Source organism: Christiangramia sediminicola, from assembly GCF_031344135.1.
Classification (GTDB): domain Bacteria; phylum Bacteroidota; class Bacteroidia; order Flavobacteriales; family Flavobacteriaceae; genus Christiangramia; species Christiangramia sediminicola.
Map to the genome: position 1 here is coordinate 407,396 of NZ_JAVJIU010000004.1, position 21,034 is coordinate 428,429.

General features: G+C 37.4%; 20 protein-coding genes. 12 read left to right on the plus strand and 8 right to left on the minus strand.

All coding sequences use genetic code 11. The features are described from left to right. Positions 1-4: 4 nt before the first annotated feature. The 7 genes from RE431_RS12375 to hemA are packed head-to-tail and all read right to left on the minus strand — an operon-like array spanning position 5 to position 6,251. Positions 5-1,000, minus strand: coding sequence for a DUF4421 domain-containing protein (locus tag RE431_RS12375; protein ID WP_309562297.1), 996 nt, complete (start codon positions 998-1,000; stop codon positions 5-7). After that, a complete protein-coding gene (gene hemF / locus RE431_RS12380) occupies positions 991-1,893 on the minus strand; it encodes an oxygen-dependent coproporphyrinogen oxidase (protein ID WP_309562298.1) in 903 nt (300 codons plus the stop codon). Before hemF ends, RE431_RS12375 begins: the two co-directional genes overlap by 10 nt. An 11-nt stretch (positions 1,894-1,904) precedes the next feature. Then, a complete protein-coding gene (locus tag RE431_RS12385; RefSeq protein WP_309562299.1) occupies positions 1,905-2,387 on the minus strand; it encodes a DUF6973 domain-containing protein in 483 nt (160 codons plus the stop codon). After that, a complete protein-coding gene (gene hemE / locus RE431_RS12390; RefSeq protein ID WP_309562300.1) occupies positions 2,388-3,413 on the minus strand; it encodes a uroporphyrinogen decarboxylase in 1,026 nt (341 codons plus the stop codon). It lies immediately after the preceding gene. A gap of 13 nt (positions 3,414-3,426) precedes the next feature. After that, positions 3,427-4,077 carry a uroporphyrinogen-III synthase gene (locus tag RE431_RS12395; RefSeq protein ID WP_309562301.1) on the minus strand — a complete coding sequence of 217 codons (651 nt, stop codon included), beginning with the start codon at positions 4,075-4,077 and terminating at the stop codon, positions 3,427-3,429. Positions 4,078-4,080: 3 nt separating this feature from the next. Continuing rightward, positions 4,081-4,998, minus strand: coding sequence for a hydroxymethylbilane synthase (gene hemC, locus RE431_RS12400; RefSeq protein WP_309562302.1), 918 nt, complete (start codon positions 4,996-4,998; stop codon positions 4,081-4,083). After that, positions 4,995-6,251 carry a glutamyl-tRNA reductase gene (gene hemA, locus RE431_RS12405; RefSeq protein ID WP_309562303.1) on the minus strand — a complete coding sequence of 419 codons (1,257 nt, stop codon included), beginning with the start codon at positions 6,249-6,251 and terminating at the stop codon, positions 4,995-4,997. Before hemA ends, hemC begins: the two co-directional genes overlap by 4 nt. A gap of 202 nt (positions 6,252-6,453) precedes the next feature. Between hemA and RE431_RS12410 the strand changes: the two genes are divergently transcribed. The 12 genes from RE431_RS12410 (at position 6,454) to RE431_RS12465 (ending at position 20,320) form a co-directional block, all read left to right on the plus strand. After that, on the plus strand, positions 6,454-7,344 hold the full coding sequence (locus RE431_RS12410) for an AraC family transcriptional regulator (protein ID WP_309562304.1): 891 nt from the start codon (positions 6,454-6,456) through the stop codon (positions 7,342-7,344). Beyond that, positions 7,344-8,060, plus strand: coding sequence for a ThuA domain-containing protein (locus RE431_RS12415; RefSeq protein ID WP_309562305.1), 717 nt, complete (start codon positions 7,344-7,346; stop codon positions 8,058-8,060). The genes RE431_RS12410 and RE431_RS12415 overlap by 1 nt, the downstream gene beginning before the upstream one ends. 86 nt (positions 8,061-8,146) lie before the next feature. Then, positions 8,147-9,181: a ferrochelatase gene (gene hemH, locus RE431_RS12420; RefSeq protein ID WP_309562306.1), complete on the plus strand. Its 1,035-nt coding sequence runs from the start codon at positions 8,147-8,149 to the stop codon at positions 9,179-9,181. Beyond that, complete coding sequence (locus RE431_RS12425) at positions 9,181-10,521, plus strand: MATE family efflux transporter (protein WP_309562307.1); 1,341 nt, start codon at positions 9,181-9,183, stop codon at positions 10,519-10,521. The genes hemH and RE431_RS12425 overlap by 1 nt, the downstream gene beginning before the upstream one ends. 154 nt (positions 10,522-10,675) lie before the next feature. Next, on the plus strand, positions 10,676-11,224 hold the full coding sequence (locus RE431_RS12430) for a CopD family protein (protein ID WP_309562308.1): 549 nt from the start codon (positions 10,676-10,678) through the stop codon (positions 11,222-11,224). 40 nt (positions 11,225-11,264) lie between these two features. Beyond that, positions 11,265-12,719 carry a sensor histidine kinase gene (locus RE431_RS12435; protein WP_309562309.1) on the plus strand — a complete coding sequence of 485 codons (1,455 nt, stop codon included), beginning with the start codon at positions 11,265-11,267 and terminating at the stop codon, positions 12,717-12,719. Positions 12,720-12,724: 5 nt separating this feature from the next. After that, complete coding sequence (locus RE431_RS12440) at positions 12,725-13,507, plus strand: enoyl-CoA hydratase/isomerase family protein (RefSeq protein ID WP_309562310.1); 783 nt, start codon at positions 12,725-12,727, stop codon at positions 13,505-13,507. A gap of 100 nt (positions 13,508-13,607) precedes the next feature. Then, positions 13,608-14,681, plus strand: a complete 1,074-nt coding sequence (locus RE431_RS12445) for a PA0069 family radical SAM protein (RefSeq protein ID WP_309562311.1) — start codon at positions 13,608-13,610, stop codon at positions 14,679-14,681. Between the two features lie 48 nt (positions 14,682-14,729). Further along, positions 14,730-15,512 carry a DNA-formamidopyrimidine glycosylase family protein gene (locus RE431_RS12450; protein ID WP_309562312.1) on the plus strand — a complete coding sequence of 261 codons (783 nt, stop codon included), beginning with the start codon at positions 14,730-14,732 and terminating at the stop codon, positions 15,510-15,512. A gap of 67 nt (positions 15,513-15,579) precedes the next feature. Continuing rightward, complete coding sequence (locus RE431_RS12455) at positions 15,580-17,277, plus strand: tetratricopeptide repeat protein (protein WP_309562313.1); 1,698 nt, start codon at positions 15,580-15,582, stop codon at positions 17,275-17,277. Positions 17,278-17,488: 211 nt separating this feature from the next. Continuing rightward, complete coding sequence (locus RE431_RS12460) at positions 17,489-17,908, plus strand: hypothetical protein (protein WP_309562314.1); 420 nt, start codon at positions 17,489-17,491, stop codon at positions 17,906-17,908. 153 nt (positions 17,909-18,061) lie between these two features. Next, positions 18,062-20,320 (plus strand): S9 family peptidase, encoded by a 2,259-nt coding sequence (locus RE431_RS12465; RefSeq protein WP_309562315.1) that lies wholly within the window; start codon positions 18,062-18,064, stop codon positions 20,318-20,320. Between the two features lie 54 nt (positions 20,321-20,374). On the opposite strand, the gene RE431_RS12470 is transcribed toward RE431_RS12465, so the two are convergent. Beyond that, positions 20,375-21,028, minus strand: coding sequence for an HD domain-containing protein (locus RE431_RS12470; RefSeq protein ID WP_309562316.1), 654 nt, complete (start codon positions 21,026-21,028; stop codon positions 20,375-20,377). Positions 21,029-21,034 lie beyond the last annotated feature (6 nt).

Consider the following 21,034-nt stretch of genomic DNA (forward strand, 5'->3'; position numbering starts at 1 on the left):
TTATTTAATTTTTTATTGAATCTATCGTATCATTGATGTTATCTGAAAGGTCTTTCACCCTTTGCGGTGCATCAAATCTATAGCCGATGAAAGCCTGGAAATAAGGAATATTATCCTCGGTATAGGTAGAACGATCTGAATTATGGTTTAAAATAAGGTAGCTATACTGTGCTCCGGCATAAAAGTCTGAAAAATCATAAAGAAGCGCACCTCTAAAATTGAAATCGTATAGCAATGAAGTTAAACTGTCAGCATTGGAACCACCTGAAAAATTCGCACCAATTCCCGCGGAAGCACCTGCAGAAAGCAATAAATTTTCAGTAGGAACCCAGTTATAATAATAGCCCGGATTAATTGCCACATCTGTAGAATGGTATTTTTCGTCTACCTCCAGATCGCCTTCACCTTCAGCGCGAATTCTGTAATTGGTATAATAATAAATTAATTGAGGGATAAAAGAACCGGCACTTTTGACCTGTTTTTCATCCTGGTTCGTAATAGCTCTGAACGAGAAATTCTCATTAAAAATATAACCTGTAGAACCACCAATTTTAAAAGATTTTGTTTTTGGAAGGTAGGTTTCATTTAGATCATCTTTTACATAAAACCCTTTTTCGCTATATATATCTAAAGTCTGCATCCATTTTCCAAAATAGCTTCGCAAATTTATATTGAACAAACGCGAACCTTCATTATCCTTATTTTCAGCCAGGAAATCTGGTGCGAAAGAATAGGAAAGGCTAAATCCTCTATAGGAAACTTTAGATCCTATTTTATCCTGTTTGTTAGGAACTAGAGAGATTGACTCAGCTGTATTTCTATTACTCAGTTCAAAGGAATTAGAGGTATTTACATAGAAAAGCCGTGCTGTGAACTTATCGGGAAAACTCTGAATATATTCACTTTTTGAAATTGAATCGGTTTGTGAATCAGAGTTTTGAGCTCCCATAGCTAAAAATGAAAACAGAAATAATACTGAAAAAAGAGGTTTTAGACCCATGATTTTGGAGTTTTAAGAACCTCCAGGAGTTTAGCTTCGGGACTACCTTCTTCCGGGTGATGATCATACACCCATTGTACATGTGGTGGTAAACTCATAAGAATACTTTCTATACGGCCATTTGTTTTTAGCCCGAATAAAGTTCCTTTATCGTGAACCAGATTAAATTCCACGTAGCGACCTCTTCTTATTTCCTGCCAGGTTCGGTTTTCTGAAGTAAAAGATAGTGATTTTCTCCTTTCTACAATTGGTACATATGCATCCAGAAAAGAATTTCCAACATCGGTTACAAAATCATACCAGTCTTCGATTTTCATATGGCTGTCACCTTTCAAATAATCAAAGAAAAGACCACCAATCCCTCTTGCTTCATTACGATGGGAATTCCAAAAATATTCATCACATTTCTTCTTATAATCTGAATAAAGTGAAAAACCGTGTGGTGTACAGGCAGTTTTAGATACCTGGTGGAAATGTCTCGCGTCCTCTTCAAATAAATAATAGGGAGTTAGGTCCTGGCCACCTCCAAACCATTGGTCTATCACCGTCCCATCTTTATCATACATCTCAAAATATCTCCAGTTCGCGTGAACCGTAGGAACCATTGGATTTTTAGGATGCAGCACTAAACTTAAACCGCAGGCAAAGAAATCTACGTCACCAACCTTAAAATATTTTTGCATAGCCGGGGCAAGCGCGCCGTGAACAGCAGAGATGTTTACGCCGCCTTTTTCAAATACGGCACCATTTTCAATAACTCTTGTTCTACCGCCGCCGCCTTCAGCGCGTTTCCAGATATCTTCCTGGAATTTTGCTTTTCCGTCTACTTCTTCAAGTTTTGAAGTTATTCTGTCTTGTAAATCCTGTATATATCGGTAAAACTTCTCTTTCATTTCTTGAAATTTCAATCTTCTATATAGACCAACTCATTTTTTATCATCTTAATATCTTCAAGGGAAGATATTTTTACAGCTTTCTGACTCATTAGTCTGAATTCCTGAATATGATTCAGTTCAATTTCGATCTTTTCAGCAAAGAATTTCCTGCCTATTCTGTTATTATGCAGATCCATAGCTCTGGCCAAATCTGAATTTGGAGAAAGATCTTCATGAAGATCGGTGATCTTTTTACTCCATTCCATAGCTGAGTCTACAGATCCTGAAATTCTATATACCTGTTCACAAATCATATAATTCCAGAGCGCATGTCTAAAAGCGTTAGCTCTGTTATCTCCATGATGACTCTTTCCAAAACAATCATTACAGGTGTGAATCGTGTTCCTGGTTCCTTTATAAGTTGGAACAATTAAAAAAGGCTTTCTGATAAAAACTCCTCCTAGAATAAAGAAGCTTTTGAATGACAGATTTCTAAGCCTTTTAATGATCACTTATTCCCTGTATTCCTTAACAGCATCCACGAAAGCCTTCGCATTATCTACCGGGATATCCGGAAGTATTCCATGACCAAGATTGGCAATATACCTGTCTTTACCGAAAGCTTTGATCATATCGTTCACCATGTATTTGATCTCGATAGGTTTGGAATACAATCTCGCCGGATCAAAATTACCCTGAAGGGTTATTTGACCACCACTCAAATATCTTGCATTTCTAGCCTCACAAGTCCAGTCTACACCTAAAGCTGATGCTCCAGATTGTGACATTTCTTTTAATGCAAACCAGCATCCTTTACCATATGCGATTACAGGCACTTCATCTTTAAGCGCATCGATGATCTGCTGCATATATTGCCAGGAGAATTCCTGATAATCTTTTGGTTCCAGAAGCCCGCCCCAGGAATCAAAAAGCTGAATCGCATCAACTCCTGCTTTTACTTTCTCTTTTAAATAAGCGATAGTGGTATCTGTAATTTTCTGAAGAAGCACATGGGCAGCCATTGGCTCCATAAAACAGAATCTTTTTGCTTTATCAAAGGTTTTAGACCCCTGTCCCTGCACACAGTAACATAAGATCGTCCACGGTGAACCGGCAAATCCAATAAGCGGAACTTCATCATTTAATTCCTGCTTGGTAAGCTTGATGGCATCAAATACATATTGCAGTTCTTCATTTACATCAGGAACTATTACGTCGTTCACTTTTTTCGCAGTGTTTACAGGGTTCGGTAACCATGGTCCAACTCCCGGTTTCATTTCCACATCGATGTTCATTGCCTGTGGCACCACCAAAATATCACTAAATAGAATAGCAGCATCAGGACCAATCTGTCTTATAGGCATCACTGTGATCTCTGTAGCCAACTCCGGAGTTCTGCAACGGGTGAAAAAATCATATTTTTCCTTCAGCTTCATGAAATCTGGCAAATATCTTCCTGCCTGTCTCATCATCCAGACTGGTGGACGCTCTACAGATTCTCCTTTTAGTGCTTTTAAAAACAGGTCGTTCTTTATCATTTCCTGAGGTATTTTATTTGTTCTTTAAGTTAGAAACTACTTTGGCGATCACATTTTCAATGCCGGGCCTGGTAGCTGTAACTATATTAATTGTGTGTTTTTCAGCTTCTTCAGCAGTAGTATTTCCTATACAAAAAGCCGTGGTATTCAATTTATTATTTTCTGTGAAACTTTTTACTCCGCTAGGGCTGAAAAATAAAATCCCGTCAAATTCAGAATTAAATTTTTGGTAATTCAAGCCGGTTTTATATACCTGAGTTTCGGTAAATTTTATATCGTTATTTTTCAATAATTCTGGCAATTCGTCTCTGCGTTTATTACCACTGAAAAACTGAAATTCCTTCTGATGATGATTTTCTATGATCTTTTTTGCCAGTTCTTCAGCATTATCAGTTATCTCTATTACTTTAAAACCTGATTCCGTTGCAAAAGCAGCGGTTTTTTCGCCTACGCAAAAACTATTTTCAATGCTTAAATTCTTCTTTTGAATCGCCATCAATGCATTCTTACTTGTGAAAATAGCATTGGCGATCACAGAATTCTTTATTTCAAAATCACTGAATTCAATTGATATGGCATTGTATTCAACCAGACCAATTCCAGAATTCAGTATTAACTCCTTTTGATTTACAGCCAGCTTTTTCGTAGAAAGCACCGTTGCCATAGATCAATTATTTAAAACCGATTTGATACTCGCCATTAATTCTCTACCACCGTTATTCAGAATCTCAAGCGCACATTCCTTACCCATATTTTCAACTTCATTAAAAGGAAGTGCTCTTTCTACATCAATTTTCTTCTTTCCATCAAGACTGAACAGGGCTCCGTGAAAATGAATATGATCATTCACTTTCTTCGCCAATGCACCTATTGGAGCAGTACAACCACCTTCAAGAACCTTTAAAAATTCACGTTCTATATGAACACAAACCTGTGATTCTTTGTGATTAAGTAATGCTAGTGCCTCGCGGCAATATTTATCATCTTCCATGGCCACGATAAGCATTGCACCTTGAGCAGGCGCAGGGATCATCCAGTTGAGGTCTATGAAATTTTCGGGTTTTATTTCTATTCTTTCAAGTCCGGCAGCGGCGAAGATTGCTCCATTCCAGTCGCTATCTTCCAGCTTCTGCATACGTGTATTCACATTTCCGCGGAGGTCTACTACTTTATGTTCCGGATGTTTATATAGCCACTGAGCTTTTCTTCGGAGACTTCCGGTTGCAATCGTTCCATTTTCAGATTCCAGGAAATCAACCCCTTTATGAACCAGGATATCTTTATTGCTGGCTCTTTTCATCACGGCGCCTTCAACAATTCCTTTTGGCAAGGCAGTTGGCACATCTTTCATAGAATGAACGGCAATATCTACCTCACCTTTGATCATAGCAACATCAAGAGTTTTGGTAAAGATCCCGGTAATTCCCATTTCGTATAAAGGCTGGTCAAGATTTAGATCGCCGGTAGATTTTACCGGAACTAGCTCGGTTTTATGGCCTGTTTTTTCAAGAGCATTCTGAACGGTTTTTGCCTGCCATAGCGCCAGTTCGCTGTCTCGCGTACCAATTCTAATTACTTTGCTCATTTTCTAACTTCTTCAAGCTGAAAAACCTTTTGGATAAGTTCCAGGCTTTCATCGGTAGTTTCCGAATCTCCTTTTAGATGATTGGCAAAATGCTTCATGATCTTTTGAATGATCCTGTTGCTCACTATTTCTGCCTGTTCATCATTGAAATCGGTAATCTTTTTTCTCTGGAAATCGAGTTCAGCATCCTTCATCATTTTCAGCTTTTTCTTTAAAGCCTTGATCGTTGGTGCAAATTTTCTAGTTTCCAGCCACTGGTTAAAATCTTCTTCCACTTCAGCAATAATCTCCTTCGCTTGGGGTATAAATTGTTTACGTCTTTCCAGAGTTTCATCGGTCATCTGCGAAAGATGGTCAAGATGGATAAGCCTTACGTTCTCAAGCTCATTAACATCATCTGAAACATTTTTTGGAATGGAGAGATCCAGAACCAGCAGTTCTTTTTTAGGATAAATAAGCTCTTTTGAAATTGTTGGATTCTGAGCACCTGTAGCGACAATCAGTATATCCGAATTTCGTATTTCAGCTTGTAGATCGGCGTAATCTTTTACAATTAGATTGAACTTTCCAGCGATCTTTTCTGCTTTATCCTTTGTTCTGTTAATTAAGGTGATGTGGTTATTCCTGGTATGTTTAACCAGATTCTCACAAGTATTTCTTCCAATTTTACCTGTTCCAAAAAGCAGGATGTTCTTTTCTGAAACACTTTCTATATGCTTAAGTATATATTGGACTGATGCAAAGCTAACCGAAGTTGCTCCGCTGGAAATCTCAGTTTCATTCTTAATTCGCTTGCTCGCCTGGATAACGGCATTTACAAGTCGCTCAAGAAATGCATTCACTAAACCTAATTTTTTAGATCTTACAAAAGCTACTTTTAACTGACTGATAATTTCAAAATCACCAAGGATCTGGCTGTCCAGCCCTGTTCCAACTTTGAAAATATGAGAGATCGCCTGTTTGTTCTTATATACGTATGCTACTTTTTCGAACTCCTCCACAGTTCCGTGAGTATGTTCGCAAAGTAATTTGATCAATTGAAAGGGATGCTGTGCGAACCCGTAGATTTCGGTTCGGTTGCAGGTTGAGGTCACCAATATACCATCTATACCTTCATCTTTAGCCTGTTCAAGAAGCTTTTGCTTAGATTCTTCAGTAAGACTAAAATGTCCTCTGATCTCAGCATCGGCCTTTTTGTAACTTAAACCAATTGTATAAAAGTGCTTTCCTCTAGAAATATGATAATCTTCCATGTATCTGTTTAGGATGATACGCGTGCAAAAATAAGACAAGGCTAAATCAAAAAGTAACGCTGGAAGCACTAAATGTGTCGATAGATGATAATTATCACTAATTTAAGACTGAAAATATCAATATGCCCTACTTTTGTAGTAATGATAGCTTGTTTCAAGGAATTAGTTTAGACTGATTCTAAATAAATAAAAATTGGGTGCTATGGAAGATCATTTAAAAAATAACGCTGTAAGTATCTCAGAAGAGATCAAGATCGAAGATGGATTTTTTATTCTGAAATTTCAGAACGATACTGGAGATACTAAATTAATGTCCAGGGACATAGATAATAGTTTTATCCAATTTCACTTCAATGTAAAAGGGAATAGCAAGTTCCTTTTTAATAACGGAAGTTATGAGTTGCCATTGCAGGAAGAGAATTCATTATTGTTATATAATCCGCAAAGGGACCTTCCTTTAAATGTTTCTATGGAGCCTGAATCCTGGCTTATTTCATTGGTAATCTCTATTAAAAAGTTTCATGCGTTATTTTCGCAGGAAGCTGATTATATCACTTTTTTAAGTGCCGATAATAAGGATAAAAAATATTATAAAGACGCTCCAATTTCACCTTCGATGGCCGTGGTGCTCAATCAATTGATGAATTTCAACCTAACGCCAAGTATTAAAAACCTATATTTTAAAGCCAAGGGATTTGAATTGCTGAGCCTTTATTTTAATAAGGCTGAAAATCCAGATCTGGAACAATGTCCGTTCCTGAGTGATGAAGAAAATATCAAGAAGATAAGAAGAGCCAAAGATATTGTGATCTCCAGAATGGCAGAGCCGCCAAGTCTTCAGGAGCTATCTGATGAAATTGGGCTTAGCCTGAAAAAATTAAAAGAGGGCTTTAAACAGATTTATGGAGACTCGGTTTACAGTTTCTTGTTCGATTATAAGATGGAATATGCTCGTAAATTACTTGAAACAGGAGAATATAATGTGAATGAAGTAGGATTGAAGGTGGGTTATAGCACTGCCAGCCATTTTATAGCCGGATTCAAAAAGAAATTTGGAACAACTCCAAAAAAATATACTCTTTCAGTAAACTAATGATGCAAAAACTACTGCCAGTCTTTTTAATTTTTGCCGGTTTTCTAATGAAAGCCCAGGAAAAGCAGGTTTTGATATTTTCAAAAACTGAAGACTTCAGGCATAGTTCTATTGAAGCCGGAATTCAGGCGTTGCAGAGTTTAGGAAATGAGAACGGATTTAGAACCGTCACAAGTCAGGATAGTCGCTATTTCACTGAAAATGATCTTAGCAAACTAAACCTCATAATATTTCTAAATACGTCCGGAGATATTTTTAACCTTGATGAACAAAATGCTTTTCAGGCATACATGGATAATGGCGGGAATTTTTTCGGTATTCATGCCGCTGCAGATACCGAATTGAACTGGTTTTGGTATACAGATCTTGTTGGAGCGAAATTTAATGGTCATCCGGCAATTCAGGAAGCAAGCATTATTATTGAAAATCGAAATCATCAAACTTTGAAGAATTTTCAGGAAGAGACATGGGTGAGAACTGATGAGTGGTATAATTATAAGGATATTTCAGAAGGTCTGAATGTATTGATGAGTCTGGACGAGAGCTCATATAAAGGTGGTGAAAATGGTGAATTTCATCCTATTGCCTGGTATCATAATTATCGTGGTGGCGGGATCTCTATTTATACAGGAGGCGGGCATACATCAGAATCTTACTCGGAACCAGAATTTCTGGATCATTTAGAGCGAAGTATAAAATTTGCCATGTCCAATTAAAGATTATCTGATCATAGAAAACTCCGATGGAAATACTATGAAAAGAACAGTATAGAATATTAATTTTGCGCTGAAAAAGAAAAACTATGAGTAAAGGTGTACTGCTGGTTAACCTGGGGTCTCCCGAAAGTACCGACCCGAAAGACGTAAAAAAATACCTTGGTGAATTCCTGATGGACGAACGAGTAATTGACGTTCCTCTTTGGGCTAGAACACTGCTAGTAAAAGGTATTGTTTTAAATACAAGACCAAAAAAATCTGCGGAAGCGTATCAAAAGATCTGGTGGGAAGAGGGATCGCCTTTGATCGTACTTTCAGAACGATTACAATCTAAAATTGATGAACAAACTTCTGTGCCAATTGCTTTGGCAATGCGTTATGGTACACCAAGTATCAAACAGGGAATGCAGGAATTACATGACCAAGGAGTAGATGAAGTTCTACTTTTTCCATTGTATCCTCAATTTGCGATGGCGACTACCGAAACAATTCTTGTGCTTGCTGAAGAACTCAGAAAGGAACATTTTCCTGAAATGAGTTTTACTACGGTTCCTCCTTTTTATAACCATGCAGATTACATAAGAACTCTTGGAAATAGTATCGCGGAAACTCTTAAGGATAAGGAATATGAGCATATCTTATTTTCTTATCACGGGGTTCCGGAAAGACATATCAGAAAAAGCGATGTGACCAATTCGCATTGTAAAATAGATGGCTCATGTTGCCAGACTGCATCTACAGCGCATCAATTCTGTTACCGTCACCAGTGTTTTGAAACAACCAGGCTTGTGGCCGAATATCTTGAATTGAAACCTAATACCTTCAGCGTTTCATTTCAATCAAGGTTAGGATTTGATCCATGGTTAAAACCTTATACCGACAGAACTATCGAGCGATTCGGAAAGCAGGGAATGAAAAAACTTGCTATTGTTACTCCGGCATTCGTTTCAGATTGCCTGGAAACTCTTGAAGAGATCGCTATGGAAGGTGAAGAGATCTTTCATGAAGTTGGCGGAGAGAAATTTACCGTGGTGCCATGTCTAAATGATAGGGAAGACTGGGTTAAAGTATTATCAAGGTGGATCGACGAGTGGGCTCACCAAAATCCTGTTAAAGCCTGATGGCAGTGAAGAATTCCAGGGAGTTGGGAGAAAAACCCATAGGAAAGCTCTTGATACAACAAGCGCTTCCTGCTTCGGTAGGAATTCTTGTAATGTCTTTAAACGTACTTGTAGACACCATTTTTGTTGGAAACTGGATCGGGCCAATTGCTATTGCGGCAATCAATGTGGTTCTTCCGGTTTCATTTTTTATAGCTGCTCTCGGTATGGCAATCGGGATTGGTGGATCTTCTATAATTTCTCGTGCCCTTGGAGCAGATGATCATGGTAAAGCCCTAAAAACTTTTGGGAATCAGATCACGCTGACCATTTTACTGGCTATAGGGCTGGTTATACCGGGACTTGTTTTTGTAGATGAACTTATTCCTGCCTTTGGAGGTAAAGGTGAGATCTTTGACCCGGCGAAGATCTATTACATCATAGTACTTTGTGGTGTTCCTCTACTGGCGCTGGCCATGATGGGTAATAACGTGATTAGGGCAGAGGGAAAACCTAGATTTGCCATGACCGCGATGATCATTCCTTCAGTAGGGAATTTAATTCTCGATTATATTCTTATCAATAGACTGGATATGGGAATGGAAGGTGCGGCCCTGGCTACGACAGCCTCCTATCTTTTCTGTCTTGGTTATATCGTGTGGTTCTTCCTTTCCAAAAATTCAGAATTAAGATTAAGTTTTTCCCATTTTAGACTGGATCTACCTATTCTGAAAGAGATATCTTCTCTCGGTGTGGTTACTCTGGCGCGTCAGGCTGTTGTGAGTGTCACTTATTTACTAATGAACAATATTCTATTTGACCTTGGCGGGGAAGACTCCGTAACTGTTTATGCTATCATAGCCAGAATGCTGATGTTTGCTCTGTTCCCGGTTCTGGGGGTAACACAAGGATTTTTGCCTATTGCAGGTTTTAATTACGGCGCCGAAAAATATCAGAGAGTTAGAAAAAGTATTAATACAGCTATCTTATATTCATGTATAATGGGGCTATTGATCTTTTTAGGAATTATGTTTTTTGCCCCGAGCCTTGTAAAGATCTTCACGCAGGAACCTTCAATTATTGAACAGACGCCTTCAGCAATGCGATGGGTTTTTGCAGCGATTCCTGTAGTTGCGATCCAGCTTATTGGAGCCGCCTACTTCCAGGCAATCGGGAAAGCAGTACCTGCATTTTTACTAACATTGTCACGCCAGGGCTTTATATTTATTCCACTGATTCTCATTTTACCGATGTACTATGGAGAAATTGGTGTCTGGATCTCCTTTCCAATAGCAGATGTTTTAAGTACAATTGTGACCGCATATTTTCTAAACAGGGAAATCGTGAAAACCCTAAAATAAGCTAAGGGTCTTGAATTCCTTTAAATCCTTATCTTTAAAACTGCACTAAGCCGATCATCAATGAGAGGAAATCTATTTAGGTCTTTTATTGGAAGAAAGCTTTTCAATACTATCTTAGCTTCAGAAATGATCATTTATTCCTTTTTATAGCCCGATGGAATACTACAATTACATAAAAGCCCTGCACCTGATCTTCGTGATCACGTGGTTTGCAGGCTTATTTTATATCCCAAGACTTTTTGTTTATCAAATTGAAGCAGCTCAGAAAGATGAACCTGATAGATCAATCCTGGTAGAACAATTAAAATTGATGACCAAAAGACTGTGGTTCATCATTACCTGGCCATCGGCAATACTCGCCAGTATTTTTGCATTCACACTTCTATACATGATACCAGAATGGATGCAACAACCCTGGATGCATGTAAAATTAGGTTTCGTAGTATTGTTATATGCCTATCATTTTAAATGTCATTTGATTTTTAAGGAACTTCAGAAGGATGTGATCAAATGGAGTTCAAACCAGATGAGGATCTGGAATGAAGGTTCAACATTAATCCTGTTTTCAGTAATTTTTTTGGTCATCGTTAGGGATGCGATCAACTGGATCTACGGCGTAATTGGAATATTTCTACTGGCAATAATCCTGATGCTGGGAATTAAACTGTACAAGAGAATTAGAGCAAAAAATCCTGATGCCTGAAATGGTGCGATAATTGTAACAATTGGGGCAACTAGCTAATATGAGACTGCTAAAATTATCCTTACGAACCCGGATCTTTATCTCCATGATCTTATTGGTGCTTGGAGCTTCGATCCTGATATTCGGGGTAACGGTCTATCAATATAAACAGGAAGCTGAAAATTACCACGAAGAGCGACTGGACCGTAAACAAAAGGCGATCCTTGAAAACATCAAATTCGTACTGGCCAGCACAACATATATTATAGATACTGAAAATCTTGAGCCAATCTTTAGCGAGCGCCACAAGATCGATGAAATGGCTGAAGTGCACGAGATGCAGATCCATATATACGATCTGGAAGGAAGACTAATAATAAAATCTGATGAGTCGTTTTTTAAGGATAGTACCGCACTTAAAATTCCGAATGAAATACTGGAAAAACTGGATATTTCGTCAGATAAACGATATCTGAAGAAGACCGAGATCAATGGTCAGAAATTCCAGAGTTCTTATACTTATATAGTAGATCAGAGGTTTAAACCACTGGCAATACTTTATTTACCCTATGTTCAGGACGATAGTTTGCTGAACAGAGATCTCAATGATTTCCTGGTTAGAATGGCTGAAGTATATCTATTTATGCTTCTAATCGCCATTATTTTGTCATTTTTCCTTTCAAAATACATTACGAAGTCGTTAAAGATAATTTCTGAAAAGATCAACCAAACCAGGCTTGATAAACGAAACCAGAAGATCGAACTGTCCAATGCCACAGAAGAGATCTATGCCCTGGTTTCCGCTTATAATAGTATGATCGACGAGCTTGAGGAGAGTGCGGTAAAGCTGGCTACCGGTGAAAGAGAACAGGCGTGGAGAGAAATGGCGAAACAGGTGGCTCACGAGATCAAGAATCCGCTTACGCCAATGAGGTTGAGTGTGCAGAGTTTTCAGAGAAATTTTGATAAGGATGATCCTGAGATCGAACAGAAAGTAGAGGAGTACAGTGATACTTTAATCAATCAAATAGATACGATGAGTTCGATAGCTTCGGCATTCTCTAATTTCGCGAAAATGCCGGCACAGCAAAATGAAACCCTTAATGTTCCAAAGATCGTAAAACTGGCGCTGGATATCTTCAATGAAAAATATATCGAGTTCAAATGTGAGAAGGAAGAGATTCTCGCAAAATTCGATAGAACTCAATTGATTAGAGTGGTGACCAACCTGGTAAAAAATGCAACTCAGGCATTGAAAGATATCGAAGATCCGCATATTCTAGTAATGGTTGAAGAGGAAGAAGAAACAGTTTGTGTTTCAGTCTCAGATAACGGTACGGGAATTTCCGAAGAGAATAAAGACAAGGTTTTTGAGCCCAAATTCACCACGAAATCAAGCGGAATGGGATTAGGCCTGGCCATGGTAAAGAATATTGTGGAAACCTATAATGGAAGCATTAGTTTTGTTTCTAAACAGAATAAAGGAACTATATTTAACGTAAGATTTCCAAAATAAAACTTATGAGTTATAATAATATTTTAGAAGAGATTGATGGTAATATCCTTACCATAACTATTAACAGACCAAAGAAATTAAATGCCCTGAACAGGGAAACCATACAGGAACTTCACGAAGCTTTTAAGGAAGCAAAGACTGATGATGACATAAAACTTGTGATCATTACCGGAAGCGGCGAAAAGGCATTTGTGGCCGGGGCAGATATTAGTGAATTTTCAGATTATTCTCCAAAAGAAGGTAAGAGACTGGCTGCTGAAGGACAGGAAAAGCTATTTAACTATGTAGCGAATTTTCCAAAACCTGTGATCGCGGCCGTAAATGGATTTGCTCTTGGTGGCGGACTAGAGTTAGCCATGGCTGCTCATTTTAGAATTGCCAGTGATAATGCAAAAATGGGACTTCCGGAAGTTTCCCTGGGAGTTATTCCAGGTTACGGTGGTACACAGCGTTTACCACAATTAGTCGGTAAAGGTCGCGCCATGGAAATGATCATGACTGCCGGAATGATAGATGCAAACCAGGCACTTCAATATAACCTTGTAAATCACGTGGTAGATCCTGAGGAATTAATTGAATTTACTGAAAAGATTGCCGGTAAGATCCTTAAGAATTCAAGCGTAGCCATATGTGGAGCTATAAAAGCTATCAACGCAAACTACGAGAATGGAATTAATGGTTTTGAAACCGAGATCAATGAATTTGGACGTTCCTTTGGAACTGAAGATTTTAAAGAAGGTACTTCAGCATTCTTAGCAAAAAGAAAAGCTGATTTTCCAGGAAAATAAAATCCAGATAAGATAACCGTAGTTTTGAAAACTGCGGTTTTTTTTGTCAGAATAATTGGAAAAAATCCTTTAAAATGGAAATATTCCATATTTTTGTTTTATGTTTTCAGATGATTTCATAAAAGGTAGGGGAGCGCAATTAAATATTTCCAATAAATTTCATGAACATATTCATGAAATGAGGGATGATTTTTTGAATTATTGTGCTACAGAAGGTGATGAATCCAGCGAATCCAGAACGACTATTATAGAAACATTCCCAAAAAGCATCGTCAATAAAGTTACAAGCCCAGATGTGGGGATGGATTTTTCCTTGAATCCGTATCAGGGCTGTGAACATGGATGTATTTATTGCTATGCGAGAAATTCTCACGAATATTGGGGATATAGTGCCGGGTTGGAATTTGAACAGAAGATTCTTGTGAAAAGAAATGCGGTAGAATTACTGGAAAAAAAACTAAAAAGTAGAAGCTGGAAAGCCTGGCCGATCGTTCTTTCGGGAAATACAGATTGCTATCAACCCATCGAAAAGGATTTGAAGATCACCAGAAGTCTTTTGCAGACCTTCTTAAAATACAGGCATCCTGTAGGGATGATCACTAAAAATGCACTTATACAACGTGATATTGATATTCTGAAAGAACTCGCTCAGGACAATCTAATAAATGTAGCGATATCTATTACTTCTCTTCAGGAAGAAACAAGAAGGATCTTAGAACCGAGAACAGCCACCATTAAGAAAAGGCTGGATACAGTTGAAAAATTAGCTCAGAATAATATTCCTGTTAGCGTGATGATGGCTCCCATCATTCCCTCAATAAATAGTCATGAGATAATGCCTCTGGTTAAGGAAATATCGAGTAGAGGTGCAAATTATGTAGGTTACACCATTGTTAGACTTAATGGTGCTATAGGGCAGATATTTTCAGACTGGATTAGAAAGGCTATGCCAGGCAGAGCAGACAAAGTATTGCATCAAATCGAAAATATTCATGGCGGAAGTTTAAATGATAGCAGATTTGGAACGAGAATGAAGGGTGAAGGTGAATTTGCAAATCAGGTGAAACAACAATTCAAAATAGCGCGAAAACTCTACTTAAAAGATTGCGAGAAACCCATCCTGAATTGTAAACTTCATGAAGATTTCAAGGATGGACAAATGAAGCTTTTCTAAACATGATTTTATAGCTAAATCAAATTTGAGTAATTTGAAAACAAAAAAATGCCGGAATTACCAGAAGTCACTTACCAGAAACTGTACATAGATTCAACCAGCTTAAATAAAAAGATTGTGGAGGTTGAATTGGGAGCAGATAAGATTTTTCAATCTCCTAAAAAAGATTTCAAGGAAAAATTAATTGGTAATGAGTTTATAGAAACTCAGCAGATTGGAAAATATCTTCTGGTTCAACTCAAGCAAGATGGAATGCTTGTGATCCATTTTGGGATGACTGGAAAAATGGATTATTTCAATCATGATGAGGTTCAAAAGCATGCTCAATTAACCTTGAAGTTCGAAGATGGATCCAGACTTTCTTTCGTATGTCCGAGAAAATTCGGAAAACTATTTTTAACTGATAGCCTTGAGCAGTTCAAGAAGCAGCAGAACTTAGGACCTCATGCCACAGATATTGATGAAAAAGCATTCATTGATCTTTTTGAAAAGAAAAAAGGAAATATCAAATCTGCTTTGATGGATCAATCTTTTATCGCTGGACTTGGAAATCTCTATGTCGATGAAATGTTATTTCAGAGTGAAATTCATCCCAAATCAAAAGCTGAAAATCTTACCCAGAAAGATTTATCATTAATGTTTAAAAATATGGTCGAAATTCTGGATACAGTTACCAAAAGTAAAACCGAAGGGATTAAAATTCCAGATTCTTACTTGCGACCTCATAGATCTGAAGGTGAAGATTGTCCAAATGGAAAAGGAAAGATTGAGATGACCAAAATTGGTGGAAGAAGTACTTATTTCTGTCCGGAGTGTCAGGAAATAAAATAGACTATGTCCATTTATTTTAATTAGGTATATTTATCCGCCTTCAAAAATCTGGATGATCCTGCTATTTATGAGATTTTTCAAACTTGTTTTTTTCCTTACCATATTCATTCCTTTTAATCTATTTGCTCAAAAAGATTCTTTAGAAACTAAGACCTATAAAGAACTTAGAACTTTGATCGGAGGATTTGAAAAGCAGGAAATCAGCTTTGAACTTATAAATTATTACCGCCAAAAAGCTCGGAGAGAGCGAAATATTGAGCAGCAGTTTGCAGCTAAAAGTTTATTCATAGAAGCTTCTATCTGGGATAGAAATTTTGATATCGCTCAAGACTCGTTACAGCCTTTAAGAAGTTTTTCTTCCCAACATGAATTAGCATCTCAAACTGTTAGTTCTTTATATCAAATTGGCTTGGCTTATTTTTATCAGGGGCTATTGGGAAAAGCTTTGGATATTTATAATGAGGCTCTTGTTCTTACAGAAAAAATAAATGATAATAAGATTCAGCATAAGTTACTGCTTCAAATAGGGTATATAAGATCCTCTATTGGAGATTATACTGAAGCTTTAAATATTTATAATAAAAGTTTAGATCTTTTAGATAAATCAGATTTTGAAGCTATAGAATTAGAAAAGGCTAAAGCAAAAAGCTTCTATTATCTTTCCTTAACCTTTAGCGATTTAAAGCAGCGTGACTCTGCTTCCTATTATATCGATAAGGCTTTAAAATTAACTCAAAAGGAAAGGGACTCTTGTCGAATGAAATATTTTCTAAGAAGTAAGGCAAATATCCAATTACTTAATGATGAGCTGTATAAGGCAGAAGATAATTTAAAAAAAGCATTTAAGCTCTGTCAGCCTTCCTCAAAGGGAGACACCCTAGTATTTTATAAGGACTTAGGTGAAGTGTACCTCGCTAAAAAAGAATATAAAAAAGCCCAAACCTATATTCAGGCCGCCATCGATATTTACCAGGTTAAAGAAGGAGAAGAGGGTTTTATGGATGATTATTATAAACTTTTAGCCAAAGCATATAAACATACTGGTGATATAGAGAAATCTAATTTTTATCTTGAAAAGTATATAAATACTGTAGCCGAGTTTAGTAAAATCAAGGATACAGTAAACCAATCTTTAAAGCTTCAGGAAGTAGAAGATTTTAAGAATGAGTTATCTTCCATAAAGGAGGAAAAGAATTTAAAACAGACCTATCTTAACTATCTCTTTTTGGGAGCTTCTATAATCATTATATTATTACTAAGTATATTGCTTCGTTTTTATAGAAATAAGAAAAAGAATGAGGAGAAGTTTGAAGCCTTGTTGCTGAAAATTGAAAATACTAATGAGTCAGAACGAATTACAGACACCAAAGATCAGGTTTTAGAAGAGAAAAGCAGTAATGATATACCTGAAGAAACTAGGAAAAATATCCTGGAAGGTCTCAAAAAACTTGAAGAGAAGGAATATTTCTTAAGACAGGATTGTAATTCTTACAATGTAGCAAGGAAAATAAACACCAATACTTCATACCTTTCCAAGGTGGTGAATTCTCATTTCGGCAAAAACTTCAATACTTATATCAACGATCTGCGAATCAATTATGCAATCGTTAGGTTAAAGAACGATGTGATCTTTCGATCTTATTCCATACAATCTATAGCCGAAGAGGTAGGTTATAAAAGTGCTGATTCTTTCTCCAAATATTTTAAACTGAATACCGGTTTAAATCCTTCCTTTTACATTAAAGAGATCAAGAATTTAGCCTGAAGAAGATGATCGCGCCCTAAATTTATAAAAATAGGGCTGGAGTATTCCTTACCTTTTCAATCTGATCGGTTTCCCTGGAGGAGCAACTATAGCAGGGTTTTCAGTGTGCTTTATCTTCCCCAAATTTCCAAAACTAGGACGTCTTAACTTTTTTAATGGCTTTTTGTGTTGCAGATTTGTTTCTGGAAATCAACTACTAAATATTTCAGTTATGAAGTTAAGAAAACCAGTTAAATTAATCTTCACCATAATAATTGCTGGGTCAATCGGACTCACTTTTGGATATGGAGTTGCTCAGGGTGTCATGGCCAATAATAAATTGGTAAACGCGATCGAAACCAAACTTCAGCAGAATTGCAATTGTGAAATTGTTAGTTCAGATGTAAGTGCTGTAGGTATTCAATACAGTAGGGAAAATGGTTTCAGTAATTCTGAAGCCAGTTTCATTCTTGAGAATTGCACTTTTCCTCTTTCTATAGAAACTGAGGCAAAACGCTTAGATGAAATCCTGAAAAAGGACATTGAAGATTATGATTCTCTGGACCTGATCACTTTTCAGTTCAAAAATTCAACTCAACATAAAACCGTAAAATTCAAAGCTGGTTGTTTACACGAATCAGGGAATATCTAAAACCACCAGATGAAAATCGGCACAGAAAAGCGCATAAAGATTATTAAGGCGGCTATCGGCGTCATATTCGGCATCACTATTTATTTATTCATTAAACTACTATAATTCAATACTATGATATCACTTATTAAATACGCAATAATTTTTCTCTTAATGCTTTTAGGGGCATCTCTTAAAGCACAGGAATTGAAAGGCTCTTATAGCGGAGACCTTGAGGTTCAGGGTATGCAAATGGAATTAGTTTTTAACTTTATATCTACAGAAGATGGTTACACAGCTACTTTAGATGTTCCTGCTCAGGGAGCTTCTGGAATCGAACTTGATTCGGTAGTTTTGCAGGATGACATTGTAATCGTAAATTCTGCCAAACTACAACTTACTTACACTGGTAAGTTAGTAAATGATAGACTGGAAGGAACCTATAATCAAATGGGTAAAGAATACCCTTTAATCTTAGAGAAAACTGTGAAGAAAAAACCAGGAAACACCGCATTACCGTCTACTCAAGCCGAATTAGATAAGCTTGCCGCCTTAGAAACCGGCCATTATAAATATTCTGTAGAGGATTATTTTAAAACGCCAGAAGCTTTTTCATTTCAGCTGTCTCCAGATGGAAAATATATTGCTTACATGAAGCGAAGAGATTCGGGAGAGCGAGATCTATATTTAAAAGAAACAGCTACCCAGAAGGAGAGCCTGCTTAAAAAACAGGAAGAAGATTTGATTCGTGGATTTTACTGGGCAACCAAGAATCGTATTTTATACCTTCAGGATAAAGGAGGTGATGAAAATTATCATGTTTATGGTGTAGATGTAAACGGTGAAAATGATAGCGATCTAACTCCTTTTGATGGAGTAAGAGTGAATATTATTGCAAAATTAAAAGAGGAGGAGGAGCACGTTATTGTGCAAATGAATAAAGATAATCCCCGGCAGGAGGAGCCTTACCGACTCAATATAAATACGGGTGCAGTTACCAAGCTGTATACCGTGAAGGAAGGGGATGCCCCGGTTGCCGCTTATAATTTTGATCGTAAGGGAAACCTGCGGGCTATTACACGTGTGGTAGATGGCGTGAATACAGAACTTATATATAAGATCGACGGTGAATTTCAGAGGGTGAAACTTTCTGAATTTGGTGATTCATTTGGGATTTCATCTTTTAATCCAAATACAGAAAACCCTGATGATGCCTATATAGTATCAAACCTTGAAGGTGATAAAACTGAAATTCAGCTTTATGATCTTAAGAAAAATGAAAAGATAAAAACTGTTTTCAGTAATGATACCTTCGATGTGTCAGGAATGTCTCTTTCTAGAAAAAGAGATTTCGAAATTGACTATTTCAGGTATACCGGTGAAAAGACGGTAATTGTTCCGGTAAGCGAAACTTATAAAAAAATCCATACCCGTTTGAAAAAGGAGTTTGGTGAAAAGCAGTTTTTCACCGTTGGCAAAACAGACGATGAAACACAATATATGGTCGCTGTTACCAGTGATAAGATCATAGGGGAATATTATTTATATGATGTAGCAAAGGATGAAGTGAAGCTACTATATAAACTTTTACCTCATCTAAATTCTGAAGATATGGCTTCCATGAAACCAATAAGCTTTAAGAGTAGGGACGGCCTGAATATTCACGGATATATTACGCTACCAGAGAATTATAAAAATGGTGAAAGATTACCGCTTATTGTAAATCCACATGGAGGTCCTCAAGGATTACGTGATAATTGGGGCTTCAATCCTGAAGCACAACTTTTTGCCAGTAGAGGTTATGCTACTTTACATGTTAACTTCAGAGTTTCCGGAGGCTATGGTAAAGAATTTCTGAAAGCCGGCTTTGGAGAAATTGGCCGTAAAGCTATGGATGATGTTGAAGACGGGATCGATTTTGTAATCGATCAGGGTTGGGTAGATAAAGATAAGGTTGCTATTTACGGAGGAAGTCATGGCGGTTATGCCGTACTTCGCGGGATGACCAAAACCCCGGAAAAATATGCCTGTGGGGTGGACTATGTAGGTGTAAGTAATTTAAATACCTTTATGGAAACTATCCCGCCATACTGGGAAAAATATAGGGAAATGCTTTACAAAATCTGGTATAATCCCGGGATTGCTGAAGAAAAGGAAATTATGGATGAGATATCCCCAGCTTTGCATGTGGAGAAAATAAAGAATCCGCTTTTTGTTGTGCAGGGAGCCAATGATCCTCGTGTTAATATCGACGAGGCAGACCAGATCGTAAAAAGCTTGAGAGAACGTGGAGTTGAGGTGCCTTATATGGTGAAATATGATGAAGGGCATGGCTTTGCAAAAGAAGAAAACCGGTTAGACCTTTACAGGGCAATGATGGGCTTTTTTGCTGAACATCTTAAAGATAAGAAACCTGAAGCCATTAAAGGCTAGAAATTGGATCAATATTTATTGAAACATAAGGTCGATGCTTGATGCATCGGCCTTTTATTTTTTTCCATTCCATTCTGAGAAGAACTGGTCCAGGTAATGTACCATAAAGGCATGCCGGTCTGCGGCGATTCTTCTACCCGTCTGTGTGTTCATCCTGTCTTTAAGCAGTAATAATTTTTCGTAAAAATGATTGATGGTAGGCGCATTGGAAGCTTTATATTCTTCCTTGGTCATATTTAAATTTGGCTTGATATCTGGATCATAAAGACTTCTATCTTTGAATCCGCCATAATTAAAACACCTGGCAATGCCTATGGCTCCAATGGCGTCCAGCCTGTCGGCATCCTGAACAATATCAAGTTCCGATGAGCTGAATTTCTGATCTATATTTCCGCCTTTAAATGAGATATTTTGAATGATCTTTACCACATGATCAATGGTTTCTTCAGAAACGCTTTGAGATCTCAGAAAGTCTGAAGCTACTTTCGGCCCTACAGTTTCATCCCCGCCATGAAATTTGGAATCGGCGATATCATGCAATAAAGCCCCAAGTTCCACGATCTCCAGATCTGCATTCTCACCCTGAGCGATCAAACGGGAATTGTTCAAAACCCTTTCAATATGAAACCAGTCGTGTCCGCCTTCAGCGCCTTCAAGAGTTTCTTTTACAAATTTTATGGTGTTTTCAATCAGTAAATTGTCTGGCATAAACTT